Origin of the sequence: Planotetraspora sp. GP83, assembly GCF_041262585.1 — a bacterium.
Classification (GTDB): domain Bacteria; phylum Actinomycetota; class Actinomycetes; order Streptosporangiales; family Streptosporangiaceae; genus JAOEGB01.
This window is the reverse complement of sequence record NZ_JBGCBZ010000014.1, coordinates 82,738-108,634: the sequence shown is the minus strand read 5'-3', so window position 1 is coordinate 108,634 and position 25,897 is coordinate 82,738. Positions and strand designations below refer to the sequence as shown.

General features: G+C 69.1%; 29 protein-coding genes and 1 tRNA gene. 19 read left to right on the top strand and 11 right to left on the bottom strand.

The genetic code is table 11. From position 1 onward, the window contains the following. The first annotated feature begins 150 nt into the window (after positions 1-150). Both ABH927_RS20590 and ABH927_RS20585 read left to right on the top strand, forming a co-directional pair. Positions 151-1,197: a glycosyltransferase family 9 protein gene (locus ABH927_RS20590; RefSeq protein ID WP_370023878.1), complete on the top strand. Its 1,047-nt coding sequence runs from the start codon at positions 151-153 to the stop codon at positions 1,195-1,197. Beyond that, complete coding sequence (locus tag ABH927_RS20585) at positions 1,194-2,279, top strand: DNA topoisomerase IB (RefSeq protein ID WP_370023877.1); 1,086 nt, start codon at positions 1,194-1,196, stop codon at positions 2,277-2,279. The genes ABH927_RS20590 and ABH927_RS20585 overlap by 4 nt, the downstream gene beginning before the upstream one ends. Here the strand turns inward: ABH927_RS20585 and ABH927_RS20580 are convergent. After that, positions 2,239-3,237 (bottom strand): glycosyltransferase family 9 protein, encoded by a 999-nt coding sequence (locus ABH927_RS20580; protein ID WP_370023876.1) that lies wholly within the window; start codon positions 3,235-3,237, stop codon positions 2,239-2,241. The two genes, ABH927_RS20585 and ABH927_RS20580, sit on opposite strands and share 41 nt — an antisense overlap. 85 nt (positions 3,238-3,322) lie before the next feature. After that, complete coding sequence (locus ABH927_RS20575) at positions 3,323-4,546, bottom strand: glycosyltransferase (RefSeq protein WP_370023875.1); 1,224 nt, start codon at positions 4,544-4,546, stop codon at positions 3,323-3,325. Between the two features lie 528 nt (positions 4,547-5,074). Between ABH927_RS20575 and ABH927_RS20570 the strand changes: the two genes are divergently transcribed. Both ABH927_RS20570 and ABH927_RS20565 read left to right on the top strand, forming a co-directional pair. Then, positions 5,075-5,320 carry a BON domain-containing protein gene (locus ABH927_RS20570; protein ID WP_370023874.1) on the top strand — a complete coding sequence of 82 codons (246 nt, stop codon included), beginning with the start codon at positions 5,075-5,077 and terminating at the stop codon, positions 5,318-5,320. After that, positions 5,317-6,048, top strand: a complete 732-nt coding sequence (locus ABH927_RS20565) for a metallophosphoesterase (RefSeq protein WP_370023873.1) — start codon at positions 5,317-5,319, stop codon at positions 6,046-6,048. Before ABH927_RS20570 ends, ABH927_RS20565 begins: the two co-directional genes overlap by 4 nt. 169 nt (positions 6,049-6,217) lie before the next feature. Here the strand turns inward: ABH927_RS20565 and ABH927_RS20560 are convergent, their stop codons facing one another. After that, complete coding sequence (locus ABH927_RS20560; protein ID WP_167530303.1) at positions 6,218-6,367, bottom strand: GPGG-motif small membrane protein; 150 nt, start codon at positions 6,365-6,367, stop codon at positions 6,218-6,220. Between the two features lie 119 nt (positions 6,368-6,486). Here ABH927_RS20560 and ABH927_RS20555 point away from each other — a divergent pair, with 119 nt between their 5' ends. Continuing rightward, on the top strand, positions 6,487-7,449 hold the full coding sequence (locus tag ABH927_RS20555; protein ID WP_370023872.1) for an LLM class F420-dependent oxidoreductase: 963 nt from the start codon (positions 6,487-6,489) through the stop codon (positions 7,447-7,449). Between the two features lie 189 nt (positions 7,450-7,638). Here ABH927_RS20555 and ABH927_RS20550 read toward each other — a convergent pair whose 3' ends face one another. After that, positions 7,639-8,193, bottom strand: coding sequence for a DUF6328 family protein (locus ABH927_RS20550; protein ID WP_370023871.1), 555 nt, complete (start codon positions 8,191-8,193; stop codon positions 7,639-7,641). After that, positions 8,186-8,689: a DUF1360 domain-containing protein gene (locus tag ABH927_RS20545; RefSeq protein WP_370023870.1), complete on the bottom strand. Its 504-nt coding sequence runs from the start codon at positions 8,687-8,689 to the stop codon at positions 8,186-8,188. The genes ABH927_RS20550 and ABH927_RS20545 overlap by 8 nt, the downstream gene beginning before the upstream one ends. Positions 8,690-8,745: 56 nt before the next feature. Here ABH927_RS20545 and ABH927_RS20540 point away from each other — a divergent pair, with 56 nt between their 5' ends. Beyond that, entirely contained in the window at positions 8,746-9,342 is a 597-nt protein-coding gene (locus tag ABH927_RS20540; RefSeq protein WP_370023869.1) for a hypothetical protein, read from the top strand. Positions 9,343-9,512: 170 nt separating this feature from the next. Here ABH927_RS20540 and ABH927_RS20535 read toward each other — a convergent pair whose 3' ends face one another. Beyond that, the gene (locus ABH927_RS20535; protein ID WP_370023868.1) at positions 9,513-9,878 is read right to left on the bottom strand and encodes a PRC-barrel domain-containing protein; all 366 of its coding nucleotides are present in this window, start codon (positions 9,876-9,878) and stop codon (positions 9,513-9,515) included. Positions 9,879-10,039: 161 nt separating this feature from the next. On the opposite strand from ABH927_RS20535, the gene ABH927_RS20530 reads away from it, so the two are divergent. Beyond that, a tRNA-Lys gene (locus tag ABH927_RS20530) sits at positions 10,040-10,113 on the top strand. Positions 10,114-10,296: 183 nt separating this feature from the next. Here the strand turns inward: ABH927_RS20530 and ABH927_RS20525 are convergent. Both ABH927_RS20525 and ABH927_RS20520 read right to left on the bottom strand, forming a co-directional pair. Further along, on the bottom strand, positions 10,297-11,193 hold the full coding sequence (locus tag ABH927_RS20525; protein WP_370023867.1) for an NPCBM/NEW2 domain-containing protein: 897 nt from the start codon (positions 11,191-11,193) through the stop codon (positions 10,297-10,299). Between the two features lie 131 nt (positions 11,194-11,324). Beyond that, the gene (locus ABH927_RS20520; protein WP_370023866.1) at positions 11,325-11,744 is read right to left on the bottom strand and encodes a hypothetical protein; all 420 of its coding nucleotides are present in this window, start codon (positions 11,742-11,744) and stop codon (positions 11,325-11,327) included. 252 nt (positions 11,745-11,996) lie between these two features. On the opposite strand from ABH927_RS20520, the gene ABH927_RS20515 reads away from it, so the two are divergent. Together ABH927_RS20515 and ABH927_RS20510 are read left to right on the top strand one after the other, a co-directional pair. Next, complete coding sequence (locus ABH927_RS20515) at positions 11,997-13,190, top strand: sensor histidine kinase (RefSeq protein WP_370023865.1); 1,194 nt, start codon at positions 11,997-11,999, stop codon at positions 13,188-13,190. Next, positions 13,183-13,824, top strand: coding sequence for a response regulator (locus ABH927_RS20510; RefSeq protein WP_370023864.1), 642 nt, complete (start codon positions 13,183-13,185; stop codon positions 13,822-13,824). Before ABH927_RS20515 ends, ABH927_RS20510 begins: the two co-directional genes overlap by 8 nt. A 73-nt stretch (positions 13,825-13,897) precedes the next feature. Here the strand turns inward: ABH927_RS20510 and ABH927_RS20505 are convergent, their stop codons facing one another. Both ABH927_RS20505 and ABH927_RS20500 read right to left on the bottom strand, forming a co-directional pair. Next, a complete protein-coding gene (locus tag ABH927_RS20505; RefSeq protein ID WP_370023863.1) occupies positions 13,898-14,638 on the bottom strand; it encodes an ABC transporter permease in 741 nt (246 codons plus the stop codon). Beyond that, positions 14,635-15,549, bottom strand: coding sequence for an ABC transporter ATP-binding protein (locus ABH927_RS20500; protein ID WP_370023862.1), 915 nt, complete (start codon positions 15,547-15,549; stop codon positions 14,635-14,637). Before ABH927_RS20500 ends, ABH927_RS20505 begins: the two co-directional genes overlap by 4 nt. Positions 15,550-15,911: 362 nt before the next feature. On the opposite strand from ABH927_RS20500, the gene ABH927_RS20495 reads away from it, so the two are divergent. From ABH927_RS20495 to ABH927_RS20450, 10 genes are all read left to right on the top strand, one after another. Next, positions 15,912-16,073, top strand: coding sequence for a hypothetical protein (locus tag ABH927_RS20495; RefSeq protein WP_370023861.1), 162 nt, complete (start codon positions 15,912-15,914; stop codon positions 16,071-16,073). 130 nt (positions 16,074-16,203) lie between these two features. Further along, the gene (locus ABH927_RS20490) at positions 16,204-16,737 is read left to right on the top strand and encodes a VOC family protein (RefSeq protein WP_370023860.1); all 534 of its coding nucleotides are present in this window, start codon (positions 16,204-16,206) and stop codon (positions 16,735-16,737) included. Beyond that, positions 16,734-17,663, top strand: a complete 930-nt coding sequence (locus ABH927_RS20485; protein ID WP_370023859.1) for a SagB/ThcOx family dehydrogenase — start codon at positions 16,734-16,736, stop codon at positions 17,661-17,663. The genes ABH927_RS20490 and ABH927_RS20485 overlap by 4 nt, the downstream gene beginning before the upstream one ends. Beyond that, positions 17,660-18,883, top strand: a complete 1,224-nt coding sequence (locus ABH927_RS20480) for a coproporphyrinogen-III oxidase family protein (protein ID WP_370023858.1) — start codon at positions 17,660-17,662, stop codon at positions 18,881-18,883. The genes ABH927_RS20485 and ABH927_RS20480 overlap by 4 nt, the downstream gene beginning before the upstream one ends. 40 nt (positions 18,884-18,923) lie before the next feature. After that, entirely contained in the window at positions 18,924-19,949 is a 1,026-nt protein-coding gene (locus tag ABH927_RS20475) for a TOMM precursor leader peptide-binding protein (RefSeq protein ID WP_370023857.1), read from the top strand. Further along, positions 19,942-21,324: a YcaO-like family protein gene (locus ABH927_RS20470; protein WP_370023856.1), complete on the top strand. Its 1,383-nt coding sequence runs from the start codon at positions 19,942-19,944 to the stop codon at positions 21,322-21,324. The genes ABH927_RS20475 and ABH927_RS20470 overlap by 8 nt, the downstream gene beginning before the upstream one ends. Next, entirely contained in the window at positions 21,302-22,141 is an 840-nt protein-coding gene (locus ABH927_RS20465) for a CPBP family intramembrane glutamic endopeptidase (protein ID WP_370023855.1), read from the top strand. The genes ABH927_RS20470 and ABH927_RS20465 overlap by 23 nt, the downstream gene beginning before the upstream one ends. Next, positions 22,138-22,944, top strand: a complete 807-nt coding sequence (locus tag ABH927_RS20460; protein WP_370023853.1) for a lysostaphin resistance A-like protein — start codon at positions 22,138-22,140, stop codon at positions 22,942-22,944. Before ABH927_RS20465 ends, ABH927_RS20460 begins: the two co-directional genes overlap by 4 nt. Before the next feature lie 27 nt (positions 22,945-22,971). Continuing rightward, positions 22,972-24,036 carry an LLM class flavin-dependent oxidoreductase gene (locus ABH927_RS20455; RefSeq protein WP_370023851.1) on the top strand — a complete coding sequence of 355 codons (1,065 nt, stop codon included), beginning with the start codon at positions 22,972-22,974 and terminating at the stop codon, positions 24,034-24,036. Between the two features lie 10 nt (positions 24,037-24,046). Next, positions 24,047-25,123: an alpha/beta hydrolase gene (locus ABH927_RS20450; protein WP_370023849.1), complete on the top strand. Its 1,077-nt coding sequence runs from the start codon at positions 24,047-24,049 to the stop codon at positions 25,121-25,123. A gap of 42 nt (positions 25,124-25,165) precedes the next feature. On the opposite strand, the gene ABH927_RS20445 is transcribed toward ABH927_RS20450, so the two are convergent. Beyond that, a complete protein-coding gene (locus tag ABH927_RS20445; protein WP_370023847.1) occupies positions 25,166-25,888 on the bottom strand; it encodes a class I SAM-dependent methyltransferase in 723 nt (240 codons plus the stop codon). Positions 25,889-25,897 lie beyond the last annotated feature (9 nt).

Genomic DNA, 25,897 nt, shown 5'->3' with positions numbered 1-25,897 from the left:
TGCGGTACAGGGCCGCATGGAGTGGGGGTGCGTGATGGGCGACCGCATGAGCCTGATGACGGCAGACGTCCTGATGACGGCAGACGTCCTGATGAGGGCGGCCGGTCTGAGAGCGCCGGACGGTCTGCTGACGACAGGCGGGCGCGTGCCATGACGGCGCTGCTGGTCGAGGGCGTCGAGCGGATCGCCGTGCTGAGGGCCAACGCCCTGGGCGACCTCCTGCTCGCCCTGCCCGCCATGGAAGCGTTGAGAAGGGCGTATCCCTCCGCCAAGATCACTTTGCTGGGGCGGGAGTGGCACGCCCGGTTTCTGCGGAACCGTCCGGGCCCCATGGACGAGGTGGTGGCCCTCCCGCCGATCTCGGGCGTGACCTCCGACGACGGATCCTCGGCTCCCGGCGAGATCTACGAAGACCTGCGCGCGCGGAGATTCGACATCGCGGTGCAGATGCACGGCGGCGGGCGCAACTCCAACCCGTTCATCCGCCGGCTGGGGGCGGGGCTCACGGCCGGGCTGTGCACGCCGGACGCCGAGCGGCTCGACAGATGGGTTCCCTATATCCATTACCAGCATGAGACGTTGCGTTACCTGGAGGTCGCCGGGCTCCTCGGCGCGGGAACCTGCGACGTCGAGCCGCGGGTGGCCGTCATCCGGGAGGACTGGGCGGAGCTCAACCAGACCCTCGGCAGGCTGCCCCGGGGCCTGGTGGCGATTCACCCGGGAGCCGGGGACCCCCGCCGCCGCTGGCCGCCGGAGCGGTTCGCCGAGGTGGCCGACCGCTTGGGACGGCCGGTCGTCGTGACCGGCACCGAGGCGGAGCGAGACGTCGTCGGGCAGACCCTGGCCGCGATGAAGCGGCCCGCCAGAGCCGTGATCGACGAGCTGTCGCTGGGCGGGCTCACCGCGCTCTACGCCGCCTGCGACCTGCTCGTCTCGAACGACACCGGGCCGCGTCACCTGGCCGCCGCCACCGGGACGCCTACCGTGGGCGTCTACTGGTGCGGCAACCTGATCAACTGGGGCCCGCTGAGCAGGCGCCTGCACCGGCCGCTGATCTCGTGGACCACGCGCTGCCCGGCCTGCGGCAGGGACGGCACGAGCCCCGGCATCGAGGACTGCGGGCATCGCTCGGTTTCCTGGGTCGGTGACGTGACCGTGGACGACGTGCTCGACCAAGCTCAGGATCTCCTCCGATGACCGCGGGAAGGGCGTCCACGAGACCTTCCGGGAAGCTGTCGAGGACAGCGCTGGCGAAGGCGTTCGAGGTCCCCCCGATCACGTTGCGTCCGAGTGATCCGAACGAGCCCGGCATCAGGCGGCGGCGGCGCGGGCGCGGGTTCAGCTACACCTGGGCCTCCGGACGGCCGGTCAGGAATGCCTCGACGCTGCGGCGGATCAGGTCGCTGGCCATCCCGCCCGCCTGGACCGATGTGTGGATCTGCGGGTCTCCCGACGGGCATCTCCAGGCCGTGGGGACCGACTCGGCCGGCCGTCGTCAGTACCGGTATCACGACGTGTGGCGCCGGCAGCAGGACGAGGCCAAGTTCGATCGCGTGCTGTCGACGGCCGAGCGGCTCCCGGCCTTCCGGGAGCGGGTGGCCAAGGACCTCCGGGGCGACGGGCTGACCCGTGAACGGGTGCTCGCCGCCGCCGCGCGGATGCTCGACATCGGCTTCTTCCGCGTCGGCGGCGAGGAGTACACCGACTCGTACGGCCTGGCCACCCTGCGGACGTCGCACGTCAAGTGCCGTGACGGCGAGGTGGTGTGCAAATACCTCGCCAAGGGCCGCAAGGAGCGGGAGCAGGTGCTGGCCGACTCCGACGTGTGCGCCGTCGTCGGCGCGCTCTCCGATCACAGGGGTGAGCTGCTCCGCTACCAGACCGACGAGGGCTGGGCCGACGTCCGCAGCGCCGACATCAACGCCTACCTGAGGGAGGTGTTCGGCACGGAGGTCACGGCCAAGGACTTCCGCACCTGGCACGCGACCGTCCTGGCCGCCGTGGGCCTCGCCGTCTCGAAGCCGGTGCACAGCACGGCTGGACGGAAGAAGGCGGTCTCCCGGGTGATGACCGAGGTGTCCGAGTATCTCGGCAACACCCCGGCCGTGGCCCGTGCGTCCTACGTGGACCCCCGCCTCGTTGAGCTCTACGAGCGCGGGAAGACGATCTCGCTCGAAGGGCTCGGCAAGGACACCGACCAGGGGCAGCTCGCCACCCACGGCCCGGTGGAAGAGGCCGTCATCGCACTCCTGCGCCGAGAGCGCGTTCGGCGGCCTTGAGGACCTCCGCCGGCAGGACGTCGTCCGTGATGTCGGCGCTCCGCTGAAGTGACTGCCGCGGCGACCCGGGCGGTGACGGGTAGAACGTCTGGTGGAGCGTCTGGTGCTTACGGCTCCCGCCGGATCTCTCGGCGGACCTCTCGCCGGATTGGGCCGAGCGCCCCGAGCCCTGCTGGCCGAGGACGACCACCGACGGCGTGCCGTACGACGTGGCGAGCTGGGCCATCCCGGCGTCGCCGCTGATCACCAGCCGTGCCCCGGCGACCAGGGCGCACAGCTCACGCAGGGACGTGCGGCCCGCGAGCACGATCTGCGGGGGCAGCACGGCCTGCGTCGCGACGAGCAGCGCCATCGGCCGCTCCCGGCGGCTGCCCGTGATCACCACGGGAAGCCCCTCGCCCGCGATCGCCCGCGCGACGGCGGCGAACCGCTCGGGCGGCCAGCGCCGCGCCACGTCGAGCCCGCCGGGATGGATCACGACGGCCCCCGGCGCGGGGCTGGCGACCATCGGGGTCGGCAGCCGGAGATCCTCCGGATCGGCCGGCACGCCGTGCCACTGAACCAGGCGGCACCACCGGAGCACGTCGGGCTCGGAGGGGTCCCAGCGCGGGCCCTTGACCCACGGCAGGCTGTCGTTGGCGTAGGCCCACAGGCGGCGGGGCCGGAGGTCGAGCAGGACCTGGTGACTCTTCGGGCCGCCGCCGTGCAGGTTGATCGCCAGGTCTGGCATGAGCGGCGGGCGGTCGGATTCCTCCTCTCCCGGGCCCGGCCACGACAGGGAGGCCAGGCCGTACGTCGGGAGAATCCTGTCCACGGCCCCGGTCAGCGCGGCGAGCTCGCTGAGCTCGGGTGGGGTGGCGAGGACCACCCGGATCCCGCCGCGCCGCAGGGCGCGGAGCGCGGGCACCGCGGTCAGCAGGCCGCCGATGCCGAGTGAGCGGAGCACAAGAGCCGTCACCGCCACGATCTATCCCCCGGTGCGCACGTGTCGATCAGTCGTTCTGAGAGGTCTGAGAACCCTAAGAGTTCTACGAGCGGTGATTTCAAGAGGCATTCCTTTCGAGGGTCCGGGAGGAAAGGACCCCGTCGTAGATCGCGAGCGTCTCCGAGGCGATCCGGTCCCAGCTGTACCTGACCTTGGCCCGGTCCGCTCCCGCGATGCCGTACGCGGTGCGCCGCACGGGGTCGTCGAGGAGCTTCCGCAGCGCCCTGGCCAGCACCAACGGCTGCCGCGGCGGGACGAGCACGCCGGTGACGCCGTGGACGACGGTCTCCTTCTGGCCGCCCACGGCCGACGCGACGATGGGCACCCCGCAGGCCATCGCCTCAAGGGCGACCATGCCGAACGGCTCGTACCACGGGACCGAGACGACGGCGGACGCCGAGCGCATCAGCGCGGGGAGCGCCTCCCGGCCGATCTGCCCCAGGAAGCGGACGCGTGCGCCGACGCCGGCCTGGGCCGCCGTCCAGCGCAGCCGGGTCACCTCGGGGTCGCGGTGCAGCGCCGAGCTCGGCGGGCCGCCCGCGATGACCAGCTCGGCGTCCCTGAGGTACCGCAGGGCCTCGATGATCGTGTCGACCCCCTTGCGCGGCACCAGCCGGCCGACCGACAGCAGCCGCGGCCTCGCTTCGCGGTGACGGCCCGGCCGCTCCAGCGGCGCCACACGGGAGTTGAACATGCCGACGTCGACGCCGCAGGGCACGATGCCGGCGGTCCGGCGTGGCACGCCCATCCGGATCAGCTCGTCCACCTCGTCGCGGCAGGTCGCGATGATGGCGTCGACCCGGTGCCCGATCTCGGCCTCGGCGTGGATCCGGTCACGCGGGCTGGTGTCCGCCGGGCCCTGGTGGCGCCGCTTCACGTTGCCCAGCGCGTGGTAGGTGTGGACGACCGGGACGCGGAGCTCCTCGGCCGCCGCCAGCGTGGCGAGGCCGCTCATCCAGAAGTGGCTGTGCGCGATGTCGGGCCGGTCGAACAGCCACCGGTCGTGCAGCCATTTCCCGAACTCCGGGATCCAGGGCAGGATCTCGTCCTTGGGGAGCTTCTTGGCCGGGCCTGCCGGAACGTGGACGACGTTGAGCCTCGGGCCGAACGCGACCGACTCGGGAAGGCCGGGGCTGTCCTTGCGCGTGTAGACGGTGACCTCGTGCCCCTGCCCCGCGATCTCGCGGGCGAGCGCGGCGACGTGGACGTTCTGGCCGCCGGAGTCGACGCCGCCAAGGGTGGCCAGTGGGCTGGCGTGTTCGGAGATCATTGCTACCTTCACCGGGGTACCTCCATGAGTGGGAGTGGCGTGTACCCGGCTCGGGGGTCATGGAGTCCAGGTGTGAGTGCTCGGAAACCGGGCAGATCGGCGCGGCCTGCGAGGAGGCGGCGCGGCGCGGCAGGCGGCTGTGTACGGCCAGGCTGTGTACGGCCGGGCTGCGTGTCGCCGGACTGTGTGTCGCCGGGCTTCGGGAGATGCCCGTGGTCGGCAACGTGATTCGCCGGGCGGTGACGCCTCCGCGGACGCGCCGGAAGACGCTTGGTGCGGCGCTGGGTGTGGCACTTGTCCAGGGGTCTGCCGACGTGGTCCAGAGGTCTGTCGGCGTGCGGGGAGACGTGACCCATTCCCAAGAACGCTCCTCCATAACGGCATGCTTACGCCAAGGAGATACCTGCGTCTTAGGCACCAAGGTCCTTAAACACCATATCCTGACAGATGGACCTCAAACCAGTGAGTTTCGTCGCGAAGCCGGTGGGCAGCACGGCAGCACGCGCCGGCGGTAGCCGTACAGGATTGAGGGGGAAAGCCATGGAGACACCGCACTATGTCGCGGCCCGCGTCCAGCGGGTTCTCGCTGAGGACGACCGGACCAATGAGCTGGGCATCCGTGTGGACGTGCGGGGGGAAGAGGTGTACCTCAGGGGCCAGGTGTCCTCTGAGGAGCGCCGCCACCAGATCGAGGATGTCGCACAGGAGGCGGCGCCCGGCCTGAGGGTGCACAACGAGATCAAGCTCGTGGAGGTACGCGAGCCGGGGGAGGAGGAGCACCTGTGAGGGAACTGCGGATCGCCGCGGTGGCGGACATCCATCTGGGCGAGGACGTCCGCGGCCACTACCGGAAGAAGCTCGAAGGCATCGAACAGCGCGCCGACGTCCTGCTTGTCGGTGGTGACCTGACCAGGCACGGGACGGTACAGGAGGGCCGCGTGGTCGCCGAAGAGCTGCGCGACCTGCCCATTCCCGTCGTCGCCGTGCTCGGGAACCACGACTACCACTCGGACGCCAACAAAGAGATCATCGAGGTCTTGCGGGACACCGGCATCACCGTGCTCGACGACGAGTCCACGGTCGTGCCGCTCGACGGAGTACGGCTCGGCGTGGCCGGCGGGAAGGGCTTCGGCGGGGGGTTCGCCGGCAAGTGCGCCAGCGAGTTCGGCGAGCCGGAGACCAAGGCGTTCGTCCGGCACACCAGGGAGATCGCCGAGCGGTGGCGCCTGGCGCTGAAGGGCCTGGAAGCCGACCACAAGGTCGTGCTCAGCCACTACTCGCCGGTCAAGGACACCCTTACGGGCGAGCCGCCGGAGATCTACCCGTTCCTGGGCAGCTACCTCCTCGCGGAGGCGGCCGACGCGGAAGGGGCGGACCTGTTCGTGCACGGCCATGCCCACGCGGGCACCGAGAAGGGCGTGACTCCCGGCGGGATACGCGTACGGAACGTCGCGCTGCCCGTGATCGAGCACGCCTACGTCGTCTACTGCCTCAACGGCGACGGCGACTGCTGATCAGCGTACGGCCGGCCTTTTCAAGGACGGCCTCTACGCGTGGCCGGTTTGTATGTGAACGTTGTATGTGAACGCGCGCCTTTCGCGCGGACGGCTTTGCGTGGACAGCTTTGTACGGGCGGCGGCCGGTTGGTAAGCCGGCCGCCGCCCGTTGTACTAGGGATGACGGTTAGGGATTGAAGATACTGACGCCACCCGGGCCGACGAGGAACCCGAGGACAATGAGGACGATCCCCCAGAGGATGTCCCGACGGGCCAGGATGACGTAGATCCCGGCGATCACCAGTACTACGGCGATGATCCAGAGCAGAGTAGCCATGGCCCTCAACTGCCCTCACAAATGGGCTCGTAACATCACCAAGCCCCAGAGAAAGTCGAATTTGCCGCGCAATACCTCGGCCTGACGTTTGCTTTACCGATGCCGGGCATGTGAAGGACATGACCACGTTCGGATACTTTCTGTCAAGCGAGGAGCACGACCCCAAGGAACTGGTACGGCAGGCCAAGCTGGCGGAGCAGGCCGGCTTCGAGGCGCTGTGGATCTCCGACCACTACCACCCCTGGCTCGACGAACAAGGCCAGAGCTCGTTCGTCTGGTCGGTCATCGGGGCACTGTCCGAGGCCACGTCACTGCCCGTGACGACCGCCGTGACCTGCCCGCTCATCCGGATCCATCCGGCGATCATCGCTCAGGCGGCGGCGACGGCGCAGATCCTGCTGGACGGCAGGTTCCGTCTCGGCGTCGGCACGGGCGAGGCGCTCAACGAGCACATCCTCGGAGACCAATGGCCTCCGGCGGAGGAACGCCAGCAGATGCTGGAGGAGGCTCTGGAGATCATCCGCGAGCTGTGGACCGGCGAGCTGGTGACCCATCGCGGTGAGTTCTACGAGGTCGACACCGCACGCATCTACTCACTGCCCGAGCGGCTGCCGCCGATCTACATCTCCGGGTTCGGCCCCAAGGCCGTCGACCTGGCCGGACGGCTCGGCGACGGGTACATCTCCACGGCTCCGGCCGCGGACCTCGTGGAGGCGTTCCACAAGGCCGGGGGAGAGGGCAAGCCCTCGGCGGCAGGGGTCAAGGTCTGCTGGTCGGCCGACGAGAGCCAGGCCCGTCAGACCGTCCACCGGCTGTGGCCCACGAGCGCCATCCCCGGTGAGGCCAACCAGTTGCTGCCGCTGCCGCGCCACTTCAAGCAGCTTTCGGAGCTCGTCACCGAGGAGGAGGCCACCAAGTCGATCGCCTGCGGGCCCTCTCCGGAGGCGCACCTCGCGTCCATCCGGCAGTACGTCGAGGCCGGTTTCGACGAGGTGTACATCTCGCAGATCGGGCCGGAGCAGGACGGGTTCTTCTCGTTCTACTCTTCGGAGATCCTGCCTCGGCTGCGGGACGGCAAATAAATCCCGGAAGCAGCTCCCAGGGCGTACGGCGACGATGAGCGCGACCGCGTTTTGGTGGTCGCGCGGTCGTGATTTCGGAATGGCGTTGTCGTAAGTCACGGTCGCACTGGCTGAGGTGATTCGCGGTCGCACTGGCCGGCGTGATGTAGGGGTGACGCCGGCTGGGGGCGATGCGGGTGTCCGGCGAACCTATGGTGTGCGGCCGTTCTGCAGATCGCGGCTCACGTGATATGTGCTGCCGCCCCTGGACGACTGGCCGCGCTTCCGGGCGCGGAGGAGTGACATGAGCGGCTGGATGAACCAGAGCCAGGCGCTTAGGAAGCCCACTGCCACCCCGATGGCCGCCGCGGGCCACCCACCCGTGAGAGCATCGACGACCAGGCTGGTGGAGCAGGCCATGGAGATCGCCAGTGAGATTCCGCCCACCACTCCCAGCCGGTTGGCCCGGCGGAGCAGGAGCTCTTTCAGCCCCGACCTGAACAGGATGCGCTGCTGGGTCGCGGGGGCGATGAAGCAGATCGACGCCACCGCGGCGGTCACGACCGCGACGTAGAACAGCCCGTGACCCATCGTGTCGATCTTGTGGAAGCCGGACGAGAAGGGCAGCGTCAATAAGAAGGCGAACAGGACCTGCACGCCCGTGCCGGCGACCCGGAGCCCCTGCAGCAGCTCGCCGAGCTCGCGATCGACGCGCTCCTTGGGGGTCTCCCCGGGGTCGGCCAGAGGTTCAAGGGTTTCACCCATCGGTCGCCTTCATCAAACGGCTGTAGGCGAGTTGGAGCCAGTCAGAGATCGCCACGGCCGCCATCGTCGCTCCGGCCACGCGGGTGAAGCGCGGGGCGAAGACCATGCCCGCCGCGTATCCCGTCGCCACCCATTGGGCGAGACAGAACGGGCAGCTCACCAGCTCGCCGAGGGCATGCCGCAGCCCGGAGCCGCGGACTTCCTCCTTGAGCTCCGAAGGCCCGGAAACGCCGACATATCGGGTGAACGGCGCCCGGATCGGGCTCGTGACCGTGTCCTTGGCCAGGGTGCGGGACAGCCGGTGCGTGAAGAGGCCCATCAACATGAGATCCATCGGGCTGATCTTCTCCGGCGCCCTGTGGCCGGTCAGCTTCGCCGCGGCGAGCAGGACCGAGACGGCTCCGCCGTACACCCCGAGGACCCGGGCATATCCCTCGAGTGGGCGGCTCTCATCGCCCTCGTAGTCGCGCTGGATTTCTCTGAGAGTCTCCGTCATGGCAGGCGCCCTACCCTGGATTGTTTGCGATGAACCTGGTTGGGCAAGCGTCGTGAGTGGGTAGTCACAGTCACGCCGTCACCGACGCGATCCTCGAAACGCTCAAGCGCGCCGGCGCCGGCCTCAAGGAGGCCGGGGTGCGCTTCGCTCTTGCCGGAGGCTGCGCCGGCTATGCCAGAGGCGCCGCGCCATCACTACACGACGTCGACTTCGCCCTGGTCGAGGAAGACGTCCCCCTCGCGCTGAAAACCCTGGAAAACCTGGGATTCCGTACCGCGAAACCGCCGGAGGACTGGCTGGTCAAGGCGTTCGACGAGGAGGGCGTGCTCGTCGACATGATCTTCTCGCTCGCCGACCGGCCGGTCACCGAAGCCATGATCGCCCGAGCCGAGATGATCAACACGGCCGCGCTGAGCCTGCCGGTCCTGGAGGCCACCGACCTGGTCATCTCCTGGATCCTGCCGCTCTCCGAGCACACCTGCGACTACGGCTCGATGCTGCCGATGGTCCGGGCCATGCGAGAGCAGGTCAACTGGGACCGGGTGGCCGCGGTCGTCGCGCCGTCGCCGTACGCGTCGACCTTCGTCACCCTGCTCGAACGGCTCAACGTCATCGCCCCGACCTCGCCGTCAGGGGACAGCACGTGGCCGTGATCCGGCCGAGGCCTGATCGCCCGGCCCCGAAGGGGAGGTGACCTGAAGGGGCCGGGTGTGAAGGAAGACATAGCCGGCTCCGCACGAGTCGTCCGGACAGCCGGGACATGAGGAGAGGGCCGCGCCTTTCGGCGCGGCCCCTTCCGATCAACTAGGGGATTGATCGAGTCTTACAGGCCGTCGCCCGTGTAGGGGAAGCGCCCGTAGTACTCGCCGAGACGGTCCCGGTAGGCCGATTCCTTGAACGCCGACTCGTCGAACTCCGGAGCGTTCTTGATCTCCTGCTTGGTCCTGCTGACGAACACCTTGCGCTCCTGCGGGTCGATCTGCGTGACCACGCGCGCCGGCAGCATGACCTTCTTGCCGAAGATCCAGGGACCGGTGTCCACGACGATGTAACTCTGGCCGACCTCGTGGGTGGCCTCGTCGACGGACCCGATCTTCCCGTCCGTCGCCTCGACGTCGTATCCGATCACGTCGAGGTTCTGTCCGGTGTCGTACACGTTCTCGGGGTACGACCAAAGGTCCGGTGTCATGGTTTCTCTCCCTTCGTTGCCAGACCCCCTACCCGAGGCGAAGGGCCGAAACGTCCACGAGGGGTAAGGCTCGGGTTGCCTCGGGGGCAGGCCACCCTTCGGTACGGCTCCCGCCGGCGGCTCCAGGCGCCTCCAAGTGCCGCTACCCTGGTGAAGGTCGCGCGCCGCTAGCTCAGTTGGTTAGAGCAGCTGACTCTTAATCAGCGGGTCCGGGGTTCGAGTCCCTGGCGGCGCACCCCGGAAGAACCCCAGCTCACACCTGTCATGAGCTGGGGTTCTTCGTTTACCGCCAAGCCCGATGTGCCCAATCGCTATTGGAGCACCGTCGGCGGCGAAGGCGGTGGCGCCTGCGGGGCCGGCGGCGAATCGGTAGTCCGTTCTCAGGGGTGTGCGACTACCGAGCTACGGAATCACGGCGTTATGGGATCACGGCCGCCCCGCCGAAGGCGACGATGGCCTTTCTCGACAGGCCCGAGCCGGTGCAGCGGACGTCGGCGGAGCGTTTGACCAGGAGCCGGATCTGGGAGGCGCCGGCGATGGACAGGGCCAGGCGGGTCGGGTTGTCCCGGGAGACGGTTTCCGAGTGGACCTTGAGTCCGTCGAAGTAGACCTCGTAGGTCAGATCGGTGATGTCGTCGTCGCTGGAGTCGCTGATTCCTATCACTGCCTGGAAGGTGTTGTACTGGTCGTCCAGCTTGAAGTCCGCCCAGTTGTCGGCGGCTACAGAATCTCTGTCGCAGTCGGCGCGGATTCCGATCGAGTGGTCGAACTCCACACCGTTGATCACCCTGCCGCGGTAGATCAGACCCTCGTGCGCGGAGTAGTCGAGGTCCAGGGATTCGGCATTGCCCAGGTACTTCGCGTTGGAGGGGGAGTCGACGAATTTCACGGGGGTTCCCGCGCTCACGCTGAGCTGAGGGGTCTTCGGCGAAGGCAGGGGTGAGAGCGTGGCCGAGGTCGTTGTCGTGGCCGGGGTTGTGGCCGGGGTTTTCGTCGTGGCGGGAGGCCGGGCGGTGACGTCCTCTGACAGCCATTGACGAGTCACCCGATAGGCCCCGAGGGCACTCACGATCGAGGTGATGACGATTCCCGTGAGCGCCAAGGCCAGAAGTCTCTTCGCGTGGCTCTTCCTCGCGTGGACAAGCACCAAGACACTGATCCCGAAGAGGAGCAGGCTCACTGTCAACAGCGCCTCGGCCGAGCCGACGGCGAGGATCTGACCGAGGCCGACTACCACTGCGACGATCTGGACCGCTCCCGACACCGTCGCGTCCGGAGTTGAGGCCGCCTGGTTCGGCTTGCCTGGTTTCGCCATGCCGATCTGATCCTCCTCGGCTGTCGTCGCTGATCTCCATTGAACGTCGCGGGGGTAAGACAGTAGGGAGAACGCACGGCATCGATTCCAACTTGTGGCTGGCGGCGGTATGGCAAGCGGGGGAAGCCCACTCACGGGCAGCCCGGCCTGGTAGTCGGGGCCGTCGGGTGAGGGTCCCGGCTTGTCGTAATTCTCCCCATCCAGGGCTGCTCAAGTTGGCACCCGCCCTCATCCTGCGGCAGCGGGATGATCTCGCCTCCACTGACCGTATTGAGCGTCCCGACGCCCGTGGCGGAGGTCAGCCCGGCGAGCCCGCTGATCGATGCGTACGCGTAGAGCTTGGTGCCTGCGCTCAGGCCCACAGCCGGTGCCCTCAGTTCGGCGCCCTCGGCGTAGGTGCCCCGCCAGCCGATGGTCATCTGCTCGCGCGTCGTGGCGCCGGTCGGCATCGTCAGCTCGATCTTGACCTTGATCTCTTGCGTCTGCGTCGAGCCGTTGGGTTTGCACTCGTACTCCACGATGTCGGTCGTGATGACCGACCTCTGCCGCACCTCGGGAGCCGCGTAAGCCGGGTGGCGAAGGAGAACCAGGCCGACGTGGGCGACCTGTGCGAAGGCGAGGAAGGCCGGCGGTGATGAGGGCGATCGCGGGGGAGCGGTATGAGGGGCTCGCCGAGCGTCTTTCGCGGTTCGTGGACGTCACGTCGGCTCCCAGCGGGAGCCGTACGACCCATGTGAGCTGTGCGCCGGCCGTCCTCTGTGAAGATCTCGGACATGCGGTCAGGGCGATGTACGACGACGCTCATGAATGACATGCATGCGTTAACTTTGGCGGCGATCCTCCTCAAGAGTTCCGTTTCGTGCAATGATCTGGGCGTGCGGGACGAGGTGGAGTTCGCCCGAGCAAGCAGTTCACGATCAGCGGCCCCCTATAGGGGAATACGTCTTTTCACGATTTCTTTCCTGTTGCTGGTTCTCACGCTGTGGCCGGATTTCGTCGAGGTTAAGCCCAGCCTGTTCCGATGGCTGGGCGCGAGCTGCGGTCTCGTGGTCTTCGGCGCGTTCTATGTCCGCGTGGTGTCCTGCTCGATACCGCGGTCCGGCCGGCTCCGCACCCCCTGGGCGCTGGCAGGCGTGGTGGTCAGCGGATTCGCTCTGCTGGTGGTCCTGCCGTCGAACTGGATTTACTACCTGCCCTTTTTTGTCCTAACGTGCCTTGTCATAACACACGGGCCCTACGCCGGGATTTTGTCCGGCGCGGGGCTCGTGCTCGTCATGGTCTGTGTCGGGCTCGTGTTGAAACTGTCCCCGATGCGGCTCGTCGTGCTGGCGACACAGTTGAGTGTCTTCACTCTCACTTTGACCGGCATTCACCAGGTGATCGAGTTCGCCGTCACACAATGGGAGACCCAGAAGATCTCCGTGCGACTGGCCACAGAAGGAGTGCGGCAACGGCTGTCCCGCGACCTGCATGATCTGGTCGGACGTGATCTGGCCGCTCTCGTGATGCGAGCCGAAGTGGTCGCGCAGAGCGGCTCCGAAGGCAGCGCGCAGGAGGAGTTACGCCGTATCGCGGCGCTCGCGCGGACGACCTTGAACAACACCTTGGCGGTGGTGGAGGAGATGCGGGCTCCCGATGTCGCGGCGGAACTGGAGGAGGCCCGGGAGCTTCTGGGATGGGCCGGTATCGATCTCACCGTTTTCGGGAGCCCCGCGCAGGCGCATCAGAGCGCAGCCTTCGCGTGGTTCCTGCGCGAGGCCGTCACCAATGTCGTCAAGCACAGTGGTGCGCGGAACTGCCGAGTCATCTTCGGGGCTGATCGGCTGACCGTGGAAGACGACGGACGGCCCACATGGCCTGTCGTACCGGGCGCCGGTCTCACCGGGCTGAGGGAACGCCTGGAGCAGGCAGGCGCCGAACTGCACGTCGCACGTTCTCAGGAGGGTGGTGTCCGCGTGATAGCGAGACCGGCCAAGGGGAGACGATTACATGCCTGAGCCGCCGCTGAGTGTCCTCATCGCGGAAGACCAGAGTCTGATGCGCGGCGCGCTGGAGCTCGTGCTGTCGGGGTATCCGGGGCTGAAGGTGGTCGCCACCGCGGGCAGCATCGAGGAGGCCGTCGCGGTCGGTTCCGTGGTCCGGCCTCACGTCGCTCTGGTCGATCTGAAGATACCGGCGGCCGCGGGGACGGGGGAGAGTCCGTCGAGTGGAGTGGAGGTGGTCGCGGCGCTGAGACGGCGGTCCCCAGACACGAAATGCGTCATCCTTTCGGCGTTCCGCGAACCCGGAGCCTTACGCGCCGCCCTCGCGGCGGGCGCCTGTGGCTATCTGGTCAAGGACACGTCGCCGGCTGAATTGGTCACCGCGATCCGGCAGGTGGCCACCGGTGAACTCATAATCGATCACAAACTCGCCGCCCGCATCGCGCTGGCGAAGCCGTCCCCGCTTACGCCGCAGGAGGTGGCGGTCCTCCGGCACGCGCGCGACATTCTCACCGTCGCCGACATCGCCAAGACCATGCGTCTCAGTTCTGGAACGGTGCGCAACTACCTCACCCGGGCCATCCGCAAGACCGGCGCGCGCAACCGCCACGAAGCCGTACGCATCGCCGCGGGCAACGACTGGCTGTGAGGCGCCCGCTGAAGACTCCCGAGGCAGGACTGAGCTACCGGGCGGGACTGCGCTACCGGGGCAGGGCTGTGAGCTACCGGGTAGGACTGAGCGACTCCGGGCGCAGCCATGCCAGCGCCACCATGCCCGCCAGGGCGGTCCAGCATGCCAGCACCAGAATCGGCGTGGCGACCGAGCCCGAGCCGTGCACCGCGGTGACGCCCAACCGGTAGAGCGCGCTGGTGGGCAGGTAGTCGGTGATCCGCCGCAGCGTCTCGGGGAACGCCGACGTCGGAAACCACAGCCCGCCCAGAATCGCCAGCGGGAAGAACACCCCCAGGCACGCGAACTGCGTCGCCTCCCCGGCGACCAGGAGCCCGACCGCCACTCCGAACACGGCGAAGCAGAGGCTCCCGCCCCAGGTCGCGGCCACCAGGAGCGCCCAGTTGCCCAATGGCATGGCCACCTGGTTGAGCGCGACGCCCAAGATGAAGATCGCTACGAGTGCGGGGAGAGCGAGCAGCCACGCGGCGACGAGCTTGCCGAGCACGTACCGCCGTGGAGAAAGCGGCGTGAGTGTGAGCTGGCGTGCCCACCCGCTTCCCCGCTCCTCGCCGAGCCTGATCCCGCCGCCGGTCAACGCCGCGTAGAACGCGCCGGACACCGCCAGCGCGACCATGTAGGTGACGGCGAACCCGGGGACGGAGGTCCAGCCCGCCACCGTGAACAGCTTGGTGAACATGACGTAGAAACCGGCCGAGAAGAGCACGGAGAAGACGATGAAGTAGCCGCTCCGGACCATGCTGATCACGTCTAGCCGGATGTAACGGGTCATGGCTGGCCGGTCTCCTCTGTGAGCGAGATCAGGACGTCCTCCAGGGAGGTTCGGGAGATCTCCAGGCCGCTGACGCCCGATCGCCGGCTTCCGTACAGGGCGTCAAGGGTCGCGTCCTGGTCGGAGGTGACCAGCTCCCAGCGTCTCGCCTCCTTGGAGTCGCTCCGCACCCGCAGGGTGCCCGGCAGCCGGGCGAGGTCCCCCTGGCGCGCCGTGGGATCGCTGAAGCGGAGGGTCACGTCGCTCACCCGCGCCACGATCTGCTCGGCGGGGCCATCGGCGACCACCTTGCCCGCTTGGAGCACGATGATCCGGTTGGCGTACGCCTCCGCCTCCTCGGTGTAGTGAGTGGCGAACACGATCGTTCTGCCTCGCCCGGCCCGTTCGAGGATGTCCTGCCAGAACAAGTGGCGTGCCTCGACGTCGAGGGAGGCGGTCGGTTCGTCGAGAAAGAGCAGCGGCGGGTCGCCCGCGATGGCCAGCGCGAACTTGACTCGCTGGCGCTGGCCACCCGAGAGCCTGCCGACCCGGCGAGACCCCAGGTCCGCCAGTCCGGCCTCCTGGAGGATCTCACCAGTTCGGGCGGCTCGGCCGTACTGCGCCGCGACCAGGCCCACCAGCTCGCGCACGCTGACATGTCGCATCAGTCCGGTGTCCTGGAGCATCGCCCCGACCCGGCCCCGCGCGACCGCTTCCTGCGGGCCGGCGCCGAAGAGGCTGACGTGGCCGGTCTTCGGGGGCAGGAGTCCCAGCATCACGTGGGTGAGGGTGCTCTTGCCCGCGCCGTTCGGCCCCAGCAGCGCGACGACCTCGCCGGCGGATATCCCCAAGGTCACTCCGGCGAGCGCGTGGACGCTGTCGTAACTGAACGTCACGTCCTTGATGCTCACTTGGGCGGTGTCGTTCGTCATCGCCGTCAGGGCCCTCCCGTTGCTTCATGGACGCGATCAGCCGAGATCGTGAACTTCGCATCGCGTGACGGTCGCGGACCGGATTCCGCCGTCCCCGGCCACCCGAAGAACCTTACGGCCGCGGCCGGCGAATGGGACAGATCTGTTAACTCATCATTTCATGATGATATTTGTCACCAGCGTTGTGGCCTAATGCTCATTATTGACAAAGAATGTCCTCGTGTGATGATCAGTGCGACCGATTCGGAGAAATGGGGCCTTTCGTAGATTCGAGAGCGTGGAGCCCGGGCCAGGCATGAATCCGCGAAACCGATCGGCGGGGGGACTCCATTGTCAAATGTGGAAGGGAGGGTGAAAACGATATGAAGCTTGAGAGCACCGCCACGGTCGACCACCGCAGCATGACTGCTCAGCCGCTCGGGGCCGGCCTGTCCGGTGCCGGGTTCGGCGTCGTCGTTCCCGGCGCGTCGTCGTGCTGCGCGGGCTGCACGTCCAGCTCGTGCGGCACCATCGTGCGGCCGTAGTGAAAAGCGGGCCCGGGGAGCCTCGGCCTCCGGGCTCCGCCTCCCATCAGGCGTCAATTCCCGTCAGGAAGCACGGTGTCAGCCCATGGAAACCAGTTCGGAAATCGACGTATCCGCCATTCCGAAGCCTGTGCTCATCAATGTCCCGGTCGACGACATGGAGCGCGGTCTCGCGTTCTACCAGGCTTTTCTCGGAATGCCGCTCGCCCGTTCCCTGTCGTACGAGATCTCCTATCACGCTCCGGTGTCCAGCGACGGAATCCTGGTCACGGTGAACAAGCGCAGGTTCCCCGGGGAATCGGTGACGATCTACTTCCACGTCACCGACCTCGACGCCGTCCTGAAGAAGATCGTCGAATTCGGCGGCGAGGTGACGGCCGGGCCGTACGACCTGCCGCTGCCCAAGCAGATCAAGCCGGAGTTCCAGGAGCAGTTCCGCGACAGTCCCTTCTACCGCGGTGACGCCGGTGACTCGATGGGGCGCGGCGCCAGCGTTGCCGACGCCGACGGCAACCGCTTCGGGCTGGTGGAGTTCAGCGAATGGGCCCATGCGACGTTCCGGCTGGGCGAGTACGCGACTCCGGTCACGGCCGACCAGCTCGTCGATCAGTCGATCGCCCTTAACCGGAAGGTCCCCCCGCCCACCGAGATCTTCCAGGAGTGACCGCGCCGATGGACTACACCGATCCTCAGCTGGCCGAGGCGAGCGCCGGGGTCAGCGCGTACCGACTGCTCAGCCCGGGCCTGTCGACGGTCGGCCTGCGCACCCACCAGGCCCGCTACGACAACCTGGGCGAGGCACGGTTTCCACGGCCCGCCGAGGATTTCCTCGTGGCCAGCCGCTTCGCGCCCGGGGACCGGGAGGCCCAGCTGTCGGGGGCCGACTACTTCGGGGACGTGATGGCCACCGCGCTGTCCGTGATCGATCAGGAGACGATTCCCGCCGCCCACGCCGTCGAGCTGCCGCCGCCGCTGGAGGTGAACATCGCACTGGACGAGGCCGTCGCCCGGAGGCGGAGCGTACGCGGGTACACCGGCGACCCGGTCGCCCTCGCCGAGGTGGGCACGATGCTCCGCTTCGGCGCCGGCGTCACCGGCGAGGCGGACGCCGAGCTCATGCGCGGCGGCACCGCCACCTACCGGTTCCGCGCCGTGCCGAGCGGCGGTGGGCTCTACCCCGTCGAGGTCCACATCGCCGCCCTCGACGTGCCCGAGCTCGCTGTGGGCACCTACCGCTACAGCCCTGTCGAGGATGTGCTCGTCCGCACCGGGGACAGGGCCGTCGTGGATCGGCTGCGTGACTCGTTCGCGATCCCGGGCGGTGTCATCTCCATCGAGAGCGCGGCCGTCATCGTGCTCCTCGTCGCCAGGCCGTGGCGGTCCATGCGCAAGTACGGCCCGCGGGGGATGCGCTTCGTCCTGCACGAGTGCGGCGGCATCGCCCAGAACATGCACCTGACCGCCACCGGGTTCGGACTGGGGACGACCGACTGCTCCAGCTACGTCGACGACCTGGCCAACGAGGCGCTCGGGCTCGACGGCGTGCTGTCCTTCCTGGCCCACACCATTTTCGTCGGATGGCCCGGATGAGTGAGGCGCGTCCCCTGCTGATCTACGTTCACATCCCGTTCTGCAGCTCGAAGTGCCATTTCTGCGACTGGGTCACCGAGGTTCCCACGGCCGAACTGCTGCTGCGCCCAGCCGACAGCCCCAGGCGCGCCTACATCGCCGCGCTCTGCCGGGAGATCAAGGAGCGGGGCGCGGACCTGGCGGCGCGCGGATACCGCCCGGCCATCATGTACTGGGGCGGCGGTACGGCCAGCATCCTCGCCGAGCACGAGATCGCGCAGATAGGGACGGCACTGCACGAGGTGTTCGACCTGTCCGCGGGCCTGGACGAGGCGACCATCGAGTGCAGCCCGGAAAGCCTCACCCTCGCCAAACTGGCCGCCTTCAGGAATGTGGGTTTCCGCCGCTGGAGCAGCGGAGTGCAGTCGTTCGACGATCGGCGTCTGCGCCGGCTGGGCCGCAGCCATGACGCCGAGCAGGCTCGGCGCGCCGTGCACCTCGCGGCCGAAGCCGGGTTCGACGACCGGTCCGTCGACCTGATCTGCGGGCTGCCGGGAGAGGACCTCGACGAGGTCACGGACTCCGTGCGGGCGGCACTCGAACTGCCGATCACGCATGTCGCGCTCTATCCGTACCGGCCCGCTCACGGCACGGTCCTGCGCCGGCAGGTGACCCGGGGCACCACCGCGATGCTGCGCTCCGAGCAGAAGGCCGCGTACGCGCGAGCCGCCGCGCTCCTCGTGGACGCGGGCTTCCCGGAATACGCGATGAGCCACTTCGGCCATCGCCGCTGCCACAGCGACCTGGCCTACTTCCAGCTCCGCATGGACTGGGCCGGGTTCGGCTCCGGCGCCACCTCGCTCATCGAGGGGGAGTATCTCGCGCACCGGCGCGGCTTCCTGGCCGCCTACAACCGCGATCCGCTGCGGTTCGACGAGTGCTACCCCGCCGCCTCACCGGCCATCGCGGCCCGGCTGCTGTACCAGTCGCTCACCACGTTCGAGGGCGCTTCGCGGGAGCTCTGGCGCGAGCGGACCGGGGTCGCGCTGGACGAGGTCCTGGCCCTGGGGCCCTGCCGGCATCTGCTCGGCTTCCTGGAACGGATGGCCGAGGTCCGCTCCGATGAGGAAGGCGTCCGGCTACGCCGCGACCAGATCGCCGACGCCTTCATCGACCTCCAGTTCGCGGGGCTGGCCGCCGCGGGAGGGGACGAACCCCGGGCGGCGGCGCTGCTCGGCTGACGGCGGCATGGATCTCCTCCACCAGGAAGGAACGGCACTCATGCAACAGAGCAAGAACGTCCGGATCAAACCGTCTTTCAGCGTCGTCGCCCACGACGCGGACACCGTGGAGCTCCGCCACGGTGTCTGGAACGTCCGCTCGTACACCCTGACCGACCATGCCCGCACCGGCCGCCTGTACGGCCTGCTGCGCGGGCTCGACGGCACGACCAGCCGGGCCGAGGTGGCCAAGGCCAACGGTGTCACCCGGGCCGAGGTCGAGGCGCTCGTGGACCACCTCGACCAGCTCGGAGTGATCGCGCGCGCGCCCGAGACCGCGCTGGACAGCTACCTTGAAGGCACCGGTGCCTATGTCGCCGAGGCTCCCGCTCCGCCGGTGGTCGTCCTGGGCGGCGACGAACTGGCGACCGCGACAGCCCGTGTGCTGGAGACCAGCGCGCCGAACGGGGTCGAGGTCGCCGGGGAGGGCGGTTCCCTGCACCGGGCCCTTTCGGAGGCCGACCTGGTCGCCCTGGAAGACGGGCTGAGCTTCGAGCGGTTCGTCGAGCGGTTCGAACCGTGGCGCGGCAAGCTTCTGGTCCATGTCGCCGAGGAGCCGCATCCCCTGCGGTTGTCCGTGCTCAACCGGGTCGCCCTGGCCCTGCGGACGCCGTGGGTCCAGGCCGCCGTCGACGGTCCGATGGTGCTGATAGGGCCCTCGTTCTCCCCGCCGACGTCCGCGTGCTTCGCCTGCTTCGAGACCCGGGTGCTGATGAACCTCCGGGAGTCGGCCGGCTACCAGCGGTACAAGGACGCCCTGGTCCGCCAGACGATTCGAGCCGGTGAGCCACCCACCCTCGACGCCCTGCGCGCCCTGGTCGCGGGGCATGTGGGGCTGGAGGCGCTCAACCTGGCGCTGACCGGGACCACCACGACCCTCGGCAAGGTGCTCGGGATCTATCTGCCGACCATGGAGATCGCCTACTCCGAGGTGCTGCGGCTGCCGGGCTGCCGGGCCTGCGGGCCGGTGGTCGAGCGAGAGGCCACAGAGCTGTACTTCGACGTCCGGCGGTGGATCGATGCCTGACGTTTCCGCCGTGCCCGACGTTTCCGCCGTGCCTGACGTGATGGCCCCGCGCGTCGTTGAAAGTCCCGACCAGTTCACCGCGCGGCTGCGCGCCCGGATGCACTCCCCACTGTGCGGCTTGATGCCGTCGATGGGTTTTCTGCAGCGCCAGCGGGGTGGGCCCCGTTTGATGGTGGCCGGTGGCGAACTGACCGGGGTGCACGTCCTGCGCGGCCTGCCCGCGCCCAAGATCGGCGCCTATCACATCGGTGGATACGGCCTGCGCCCCTTCGAATCGCACATCAGGACGCTCGGCGAGGTGGTGGAGCGGTACGGCGGCTACCTGGCCCCGGTGAGCGGGCGGTTCCCCATCCGCTACGCGTCAGTCGGCGAACTGGTCGCCGCCGGTGAGCTGTGCGACGCCGGCCCCGCCGCGCCGTACACCGCCGGGCAGTACGGCCGCGACGAGTTCCCGTTCCGGCCACGCCGGGACGGCGACCCGCTCGGCTGGGTCCGCGCCACCCGGCTCAGCGACGGCCGTGACTGCTGGGTGCCGGCTCAGCTGCTGCTGGTCGGGTACGTCGTTCAGGACACGATGGGCGAGCCGTGGATCGCCCCCGCCGTCTCCACCGGCACCGCCGCCCACACCGACCCCGACCGGGCGGCGCTCAACGCGCTTGAGGAGATGGTGCAGATCGATGCGGCGATCTGCCACTGGTACGGTGCCTCCCGGTCGACACGGATCGGCGCCGGGGCCAGGACCGCGGCGCTGCAGCGCGTGGTGGCGGCGGCGTTCGATGGAAGGGGCGACCAGCCCGAGTTCCATCTGCTGCCCAGCGCCGACCTGCCGGGGTTCACCATCGCCTGCCTCATCCGCAGCGCGGACGGACGGTTGCCGGCGGTCGCCGTGGGGCTCGGCATCGACGGGGTGCTGGAGCGGGCAATGTACCGGGCACTGCTGGAGGCGGCGGGAGTCCGCGGACTCGCCGTATGGTCCGCCCTGCAGCAGCAGTTCGAGGAGCGCCCCGCGGGCCCCGACCACATCTTCGACCTGGAGTCCAACGTCTCCTTCGCCGCGCGCCCGGAAGGGGCGCGGGTCGTCGACGCCAGGTTCGCCGAATGCGACGAAGCCTCGGCCGACGACCTGCCGGGTGACGACGAAAGGCCGGCGGGGGTCCGGACGCGGGAACTCGTGCGGGCCTTCCACGTCACGGGCAAGCGCCTGTACGCGGCGGACTTCACCACCGTGGACGTGGCCGACCTGGGGTTCGTCGTGGCCCGGTTCTGGTGCCCCGATCTTGTGACGCTGCCGCTGCCCAGTGCCCCGGCGGCGGCGCACGAGCGGTTCGCCGCATACGGAGGATTCCGCCGCCATGATCCCCACCCCTATCCCTGACACGAGGGCATACGCCCTGACGGCGCTCGCGCTGCTGTCCCTGTCGAGCCTGACGCTCGCGGCCCATCTGCACACCCGGTGGGCCTGGGTCCGACGGCTGCCACTGCTCGGTGTTCACGTGCTGCTCATGGGAGCCCTGATCGCCGCCGGCACGGTGCTGCTCGGGCCGGCCGCGGTGGTCCAGCCGGTGCCCGCGCATCCGGCGGGCTGGTGGGGGGTGCCGGCGGGCGTGCTTTCCGGCTTCGCGCTGGGGCTGGTGGTCATCCGGGTGGATCGGGCCATCACCACGGCCTGGCGAGGCCGGCGCGCGACGGCCGCGTCAGCGCGGTCTTCGGCGTTGGCGGGGCCGCCGCGGATGACGGCGGCGCGGCCCGCGGGCTTCGCCGCCTCGGGCACGAGCGTGTCCGAGCGCCGCCGCACCGGTCTGGTCCGTGCCCGCAACGATTACGCGCCGACCGCGAGCGACCTCCAGGTCCGGCTGGAGCTCTTGGTGGCCGTGGCCGTCGGGGAGGAACTGGTCTTCCGCGGGATGCTGACCCGGCTCGCTCTGTCGCTCGCGGACGGCCGGCTCGCGGCGGCGGCGCTCGCCGTGGCCGCGGCGGTGTTCTCCTGCTCACACGTCTTCTTCGGCTGGGTCCAGGTGCTGGCCAAGACGCCCCTGGCGGTGGCCGCGTGCGCGGTCACACTGCTCACCGGGAACGTCCTGGCGGCGATCATCGCCCACGTCGTGTTCAACGTGTGGGTGTGGCGCTACCGGCGTGGCGAGCCGGTGGTGCGGCGGGTGCGGGCGCGAGGGATGTGGGGTGCGCCGGCATGAGCGCTCTGCCGTGGCCGCTTCGCGCTCTCGCGCTGACGGTGCTGGTGGTTCTCTACTACAAGTACGCCAAGTCGGCACTGTTCGCCGCCTGCCGCCGGGTCGCTCATCTGCTCCCGTTCGCCCGCCGCTGGGACGCCAGCGAGCGAAGCGGCGTTCTGGAGTTGGCGGCGGCCGGAGCGAGCCACGTTCTCGTCGTGGCGCTCCTCGCTCTGGTCACGGGCATCGACCTCACGAGGCTCGGACTCGGCCTGGACCGGCCCGATCTAATGGCGCTCGGAGCGGCGATCGGCGTCGGGGAGGTAGCCCTCGGCTCGCTGATCTGCCGCGCGCTGATCGAAGGTGTTCAGGCGACGAGCCGGCGGGACGCTGTTCCGGAGAGGTTCAAGTCACGCGCGCAGCCGGCGACCGCCACGGGGGCCGCCGCGAGCGGGGAGCGCACGCGGCAGTGGCTCGGCCTGTCGAGAGGCGGCTGGATCCGGCACCATCTCAAGACGATGGAGGTCGTCTCCCTCCCGCTCGCCCTGGCGCTCACGGCCGTACAGGTGGGCAGCGAGGAGGTCGTCTTCCGCGGGCTGGTGCTGACGTGGCTGCGTGACGCCGGGCCGGTCCTGGCGGTCGGAATCTCCTGCCTGCTGTTCACCGTCATGCAGGTCTTCCTGATGTCCTCATGGCGGGCCGCGATCTTCCCCGTCGTCGGCGCGGTCGTGATGGGGCTCACGCACAGCCTTCTGTTCTGGCACTACCCGACGCTGATCCCTCTGATGGTGGCGCACGTCACCTTCTTCCTGTTCGCGGTGGCCTGACCGCCACACGCGGAGAAAGGAACGCGGATGTTCCACGGCCTGTCCCTCCTCCCGGACTGCGCGCCCGGGACCAAGGCGCCCGACGACTACTTCCGGGACGTTCTGCTGCTGAGCCGCCTCGCCGATCAGGGCGGGATGAGCCACGTGAAGATGACCGAGCACTACCTCGGCGCCTACGGGGGCTACTGCCCGAGCCCGCTGGCGTTCCTGTCCGCGGTGGCCGCCGCCACCACGCGGATCCGGCTGATGACGGGATGCGTGCTGCCGGTCTTCCACCATCCCGTCCAACTCGCCTCAGAGGCGGCCATGGTCGACGCCATCAGCGGGGGAAGGCTCGACGTCGGCTTCGCGCGGGCGTACCTGCCCCAGGAGTTCGACGCGTTCCAGGTGCCGCTGGACGGCAGCCGGGAACGCTTCACCGCGACGATCGATGCCGTGCGGCGGCTGTGGACCGAGGAGAACGTGAGCGTCGACACGCCGTTCTTCCGGTTCGAGGGTGTGACGGCCCTGCCACGGCCGGTGCAGCGCCCGCACCCGCCGGTGTGGATAGCGGCGGTGCGCTCGCGCTCCAGCTTCGCCTGGATCGGAGAGCAGGGATACAACCTGCTCGTCACCCCCGCCCTCACTCCGCTCGGTGAGATGAGCGACCACATCGCCGTCTACCGCGAAGCGCACGCCGACGCGGGACACGCGCACCGACCGCAGGTGGTGGCAAGTCTCCCGCTGTACGTCGGGGACAGTGACGAGGAGGCGCGGCGGACCGCCGACCCGCTGCTGCGGTCGTATCTGGATGTGTGGGCCGCGGCCACCGACTCCTGGCTCTCGGTGGCCTCCGACGACTACCGCGGCTATACGGGGATGAGCCGGGCTATCCGGGCGCTGGACGCGACGTCGTTCCGGACCATGGGCAGCGCCGTCGTCGGCGCCCCGGCCACCGTGGTCGATCGTGTCCAGGAAATCACCGAGGTGCTCGGAGCCGACGGATTTCTCTGGCAGATGGACTTCGGGGCCGTCCCCGGTCAGATCGCCGTGGCCAGCTTAGAACGGTTCCTCGACAAAGTGCTGCCAAGCCTGTCCTCCGTCCGGTCCTGAGGGGAAAGACATGGGTAAGAATCGATTTTCCAGGTGCCTGACCGCGCTCGCCGGCGGGCTGGCGCTCGTGCTTCTCGCCGGCGTGTACGCGCCGGCCGCCACGGCGTCATCGGCGTCATTGGGGGCGTCGGGGGCGTCGGGGGCGTGGCCGGCCGGTTGCCGCCTGGTCTCCGTGCCGGTGACCGTGGCCGCTCAGCCGGTCACGCTCCGGGGGACGTTGTGCCGGCCGTCAGGTCCGGCGACGGGCACGCTGCAACTGCTGCTCGCCGGCGTGACCTTCGACCAGGCGTACTGGTTCACCCCGGGAGACGTGGGCGCCCCGCCGTACGTGCGGTATATGACCGATGCCGGATATACGGTCCTCGCTCTCGACCGGCCGGGCAGCGGGCTGAGCGAGCGACCGCCCGCCGAGGCCGTCACGCTCGGCAGCGAGGTCGAAGCGATTCACGAGGTGGTGGGCCGGCTGCGAACCGGCCAGGTGGACGGCCAGGCGTACTCGCGCGTCGTGGGCGTCGGGCACTCGTTCGGCGCCGGCGTCCTGATCACTGACGCCGCCCGGCACCACGACCTGGACGCCGTGGTGGCGACCGGCTTCGTCCACTCGATCGGCCCCAAGCTGGACGAGCTCAACCAGGCCATCGTGCCCGCCGCCGGCGACCCCGTCCTCGGGGCGACCCGGCCTCCGTCTGGTTATCTCACGACCAGGGCGGGCAGCCGGACTGGCCTGTTCCTCGACGCGGCCGGCATCTCCCCCCTGATGCCGTCGGTCATCGAGCTGACGAAGGCGACGATGACGAGCGGCGAGCAGGCGACCCTCGCCGAGTCCGGCGATCCCGCTATCTCAGGTGCCGTTCGGGTCCCGGTGTTCCTGGGCGTCGGGCAGCATGACGACCTGTTCTGCAACGGCCCGTATCTCCAGTGCACCGACGCCGCCGCGGTCAGAACCTGGGAGAGCTGGTTCTACCCGCCCGAGGCGAGGCTGGAGACCTTCGTCCTCGGCGGGGCCGGGCACGCGCTCAACCTGCACCGCAACGCCCCGGCCCTCTTCGCCGCGGTCCGCGGATGGTTGCGCGGCCTGTCCTTGTGACGGCCTCTGCTCAGCCTCTCCTGAACGGCGGGAAACCCGGGTTCATGGACGTCTGCAGGCGACCATCGCCGTCCGTGCGTGGGGTCCGCCATACCAGAATCGCCAGCCGAGATCGTAAATCTGAACGTCGGCCGCCCCGCACTCGCGGAGCACGGCGGCATACTCGCGGGCGTGCCGGAAATCCGCCAGCCGAAGCCTGCCGTCCGGCTTGAGCACCCGGAACGCCTCGCGTACCGCTTCGGCGCGCCCATCGTCATCCGGAATGTTGTGGATGGCGAGACTGGCGACCACCAGATCGAACGTGGCGCTCTCGAAGGGCAGATCGCGCATGTCGGCGGTGACCAGTTCGACCCGGTCGGCGACTCCCTCAGCTCGGGCGTTGGCCCAGGTCGCCTCCTGGCTGTTGCCTGACTGATCCCGGGTCCACAGATCGACGCCGGTGACCCGGCCCCGGGGGACTCTCGCCGCCGCCTTGAGCAGGACGAGGCCGCGCCCGCAGCCGAGATCGAGGACGCGTTCGTCGCCTCGCAGGCCGAGCCGGTTCAGCTCCGTGTCCCAGATCTGGAACTTGCCGCGGAGCGTGGTGTGCGCGAACAGCGCCGCACCGGCGACCAGCATGACCCCGCCGATCAGCAGCACCGCCGCCAGGATCGGCCAGCCGACGCCGAACAGTACGGCGGCGAGGGCCAGTTCCGCGATCCCGCCCACGGTCAGACCGGCCAGCACTCCTGGGGCGTCCACACCGTAGTTCGTATGCGTATTCACCACCGTTAG

Coding starts and splice junctions, on each gene's coding strand:
- ABH927_RS20590 (WP_370023878.1), top strand. CDS start 151: ATGACGGCGCTGCTGGTCGAGGGCGTCGAGCGGATCGCCGTGCTGAGG.
- ABH927_RS20585 (WP_370023877.1), top strand. CDS start 1,194: ATGACCGCGGGAAGGGCGTCCACGAGACCTTCCGGGAAGCTGTCGAGG.
- ABH927_RS20570 (WP_370023874.1), top strand. CDS start 5,075: ATGGAGACACCGCACTATGTCGCGGCCCGCGTCCAGCGGGTTCTCGCT.
- ABH927_RS20560 (WP_167530303.1), bottom strand. CDS start 6,367: ATGGCTACTCTGCTCTGGATCATCGCCGTAGTACTGGTGATCGCCGGG.
- ABH927_RS20555 (WP_370023872.1), top strand. CDS start 6,487: ATGACCACGTTCGGATACTTTCTGTCAAGCGAGGAGCACGACCCCAAG.
- ABH927_RS20550 (WP_370023871.1), bottom strand. CDS start 8,193: ATGGGTGAAACCCTTGAACCTCTGGCCGACCCCGGGGAGACCCCCAAG.
- ABH927_RS20545 (WP_370023870.1), bottom strand. CDS start 8,689: ATGACGGAGACTCTCAGAGAAATCCAGCGCGACTACGAGGGCGATGAG.
- ABH927_RS20535 (WP_370023868.1), bottom strand. CDS start 9,878: ATGACACCGGACCTTTGGTCGTACCCCGAGAACGTGTACGACACCGGA.
- ABH927_RS20525 (WP_370023867.1), bottom strand. CDS start 11,193: ATGGCGAAACCAGGCAAGCCGAACCAGGCGGCCTCAACTCCGGACGCG.
- ABH927_RS20515 (WP_370023865.1), top strand. CDS start 11,997: ATGAATGACATGCATGCGTTAACTTTGGCGGCGATCCTCCTCAAGAGT.
- ABH927_RS20510 (WP_370023864.1), top strand. CDS start 13,183: ATGCCTGAGCCGCCGCTGAGTGTCCTCATCGCGGAAGACCAGAGTCTG.
- ABH927_RS20505 (WP_370023863.1), bottom strand. CDS start 14,638: ATGACCCGTTACATCCGGCTAGACGTGATCAGCATGGTCCGGAGCGGC.
- ABH927_RS20500 (WP_370023862.1), bottom strand. CDS start 15,549: ATGACGAACGACACCGCCCAAGTGAGCATCAAGGACGTGACGTTCAGT.
- ABH927_RS20495 (WP_370023861.1), top strand. CDS start 15,912: ATGAAGCTTGAGAGCACCGCCACGGTCGACCACCGCAGCATGACTGCT.
- ABH927_RS20480 (WP_370023858.1), top strand. CDS start 17,660: ATGAGTGAGGCGCGTCCCCTGCTGATCTACGTTCACATCCCGTTCTGC.
- ABH927_RS20475 (WP_370023857.1), top strand. CDS start 18,924: ATGCAACAGAGCAAGAACGTCCGGATCAAACCGTCTTTCAGCGTCGTC.
- ABH927_RS20470 (WP_370023856.1), top strand. CDS start 19,942: ATGCCTGACGTTTCCGCCGTGCCCGACGTTTCCGCCGTGCCTGACGTG.
- ABH927_RS20465 (WP_370023855.1), top strand. CDS start 21,302: ATGATCCCCACCCCTATCCCTGACACGAGGGCATACGCCCTGACGGCG.
- ABH927_RS20460 (WP_370023853.1), top strand. CDS start 22,138: ATGAGCGCTCTGCCGTGGCCGCTTCGCGCTCTCGCGCTGACGGTGCTG.
- ABH927_RS20455 (WP_370023851.1), top strand. CDS start 22,972: ATGTTCCACGGCCTGTCCCTCCTCCCGGACTGCGCGCCCGGGACCAAG.
- ABH927_RS20450 (WP_370023849.1), top strand. CDS start 24,047: ATGGGTAAGAATCGATTTTCCAGGTGCCTGACCGCGCTCGCCGGCGGG.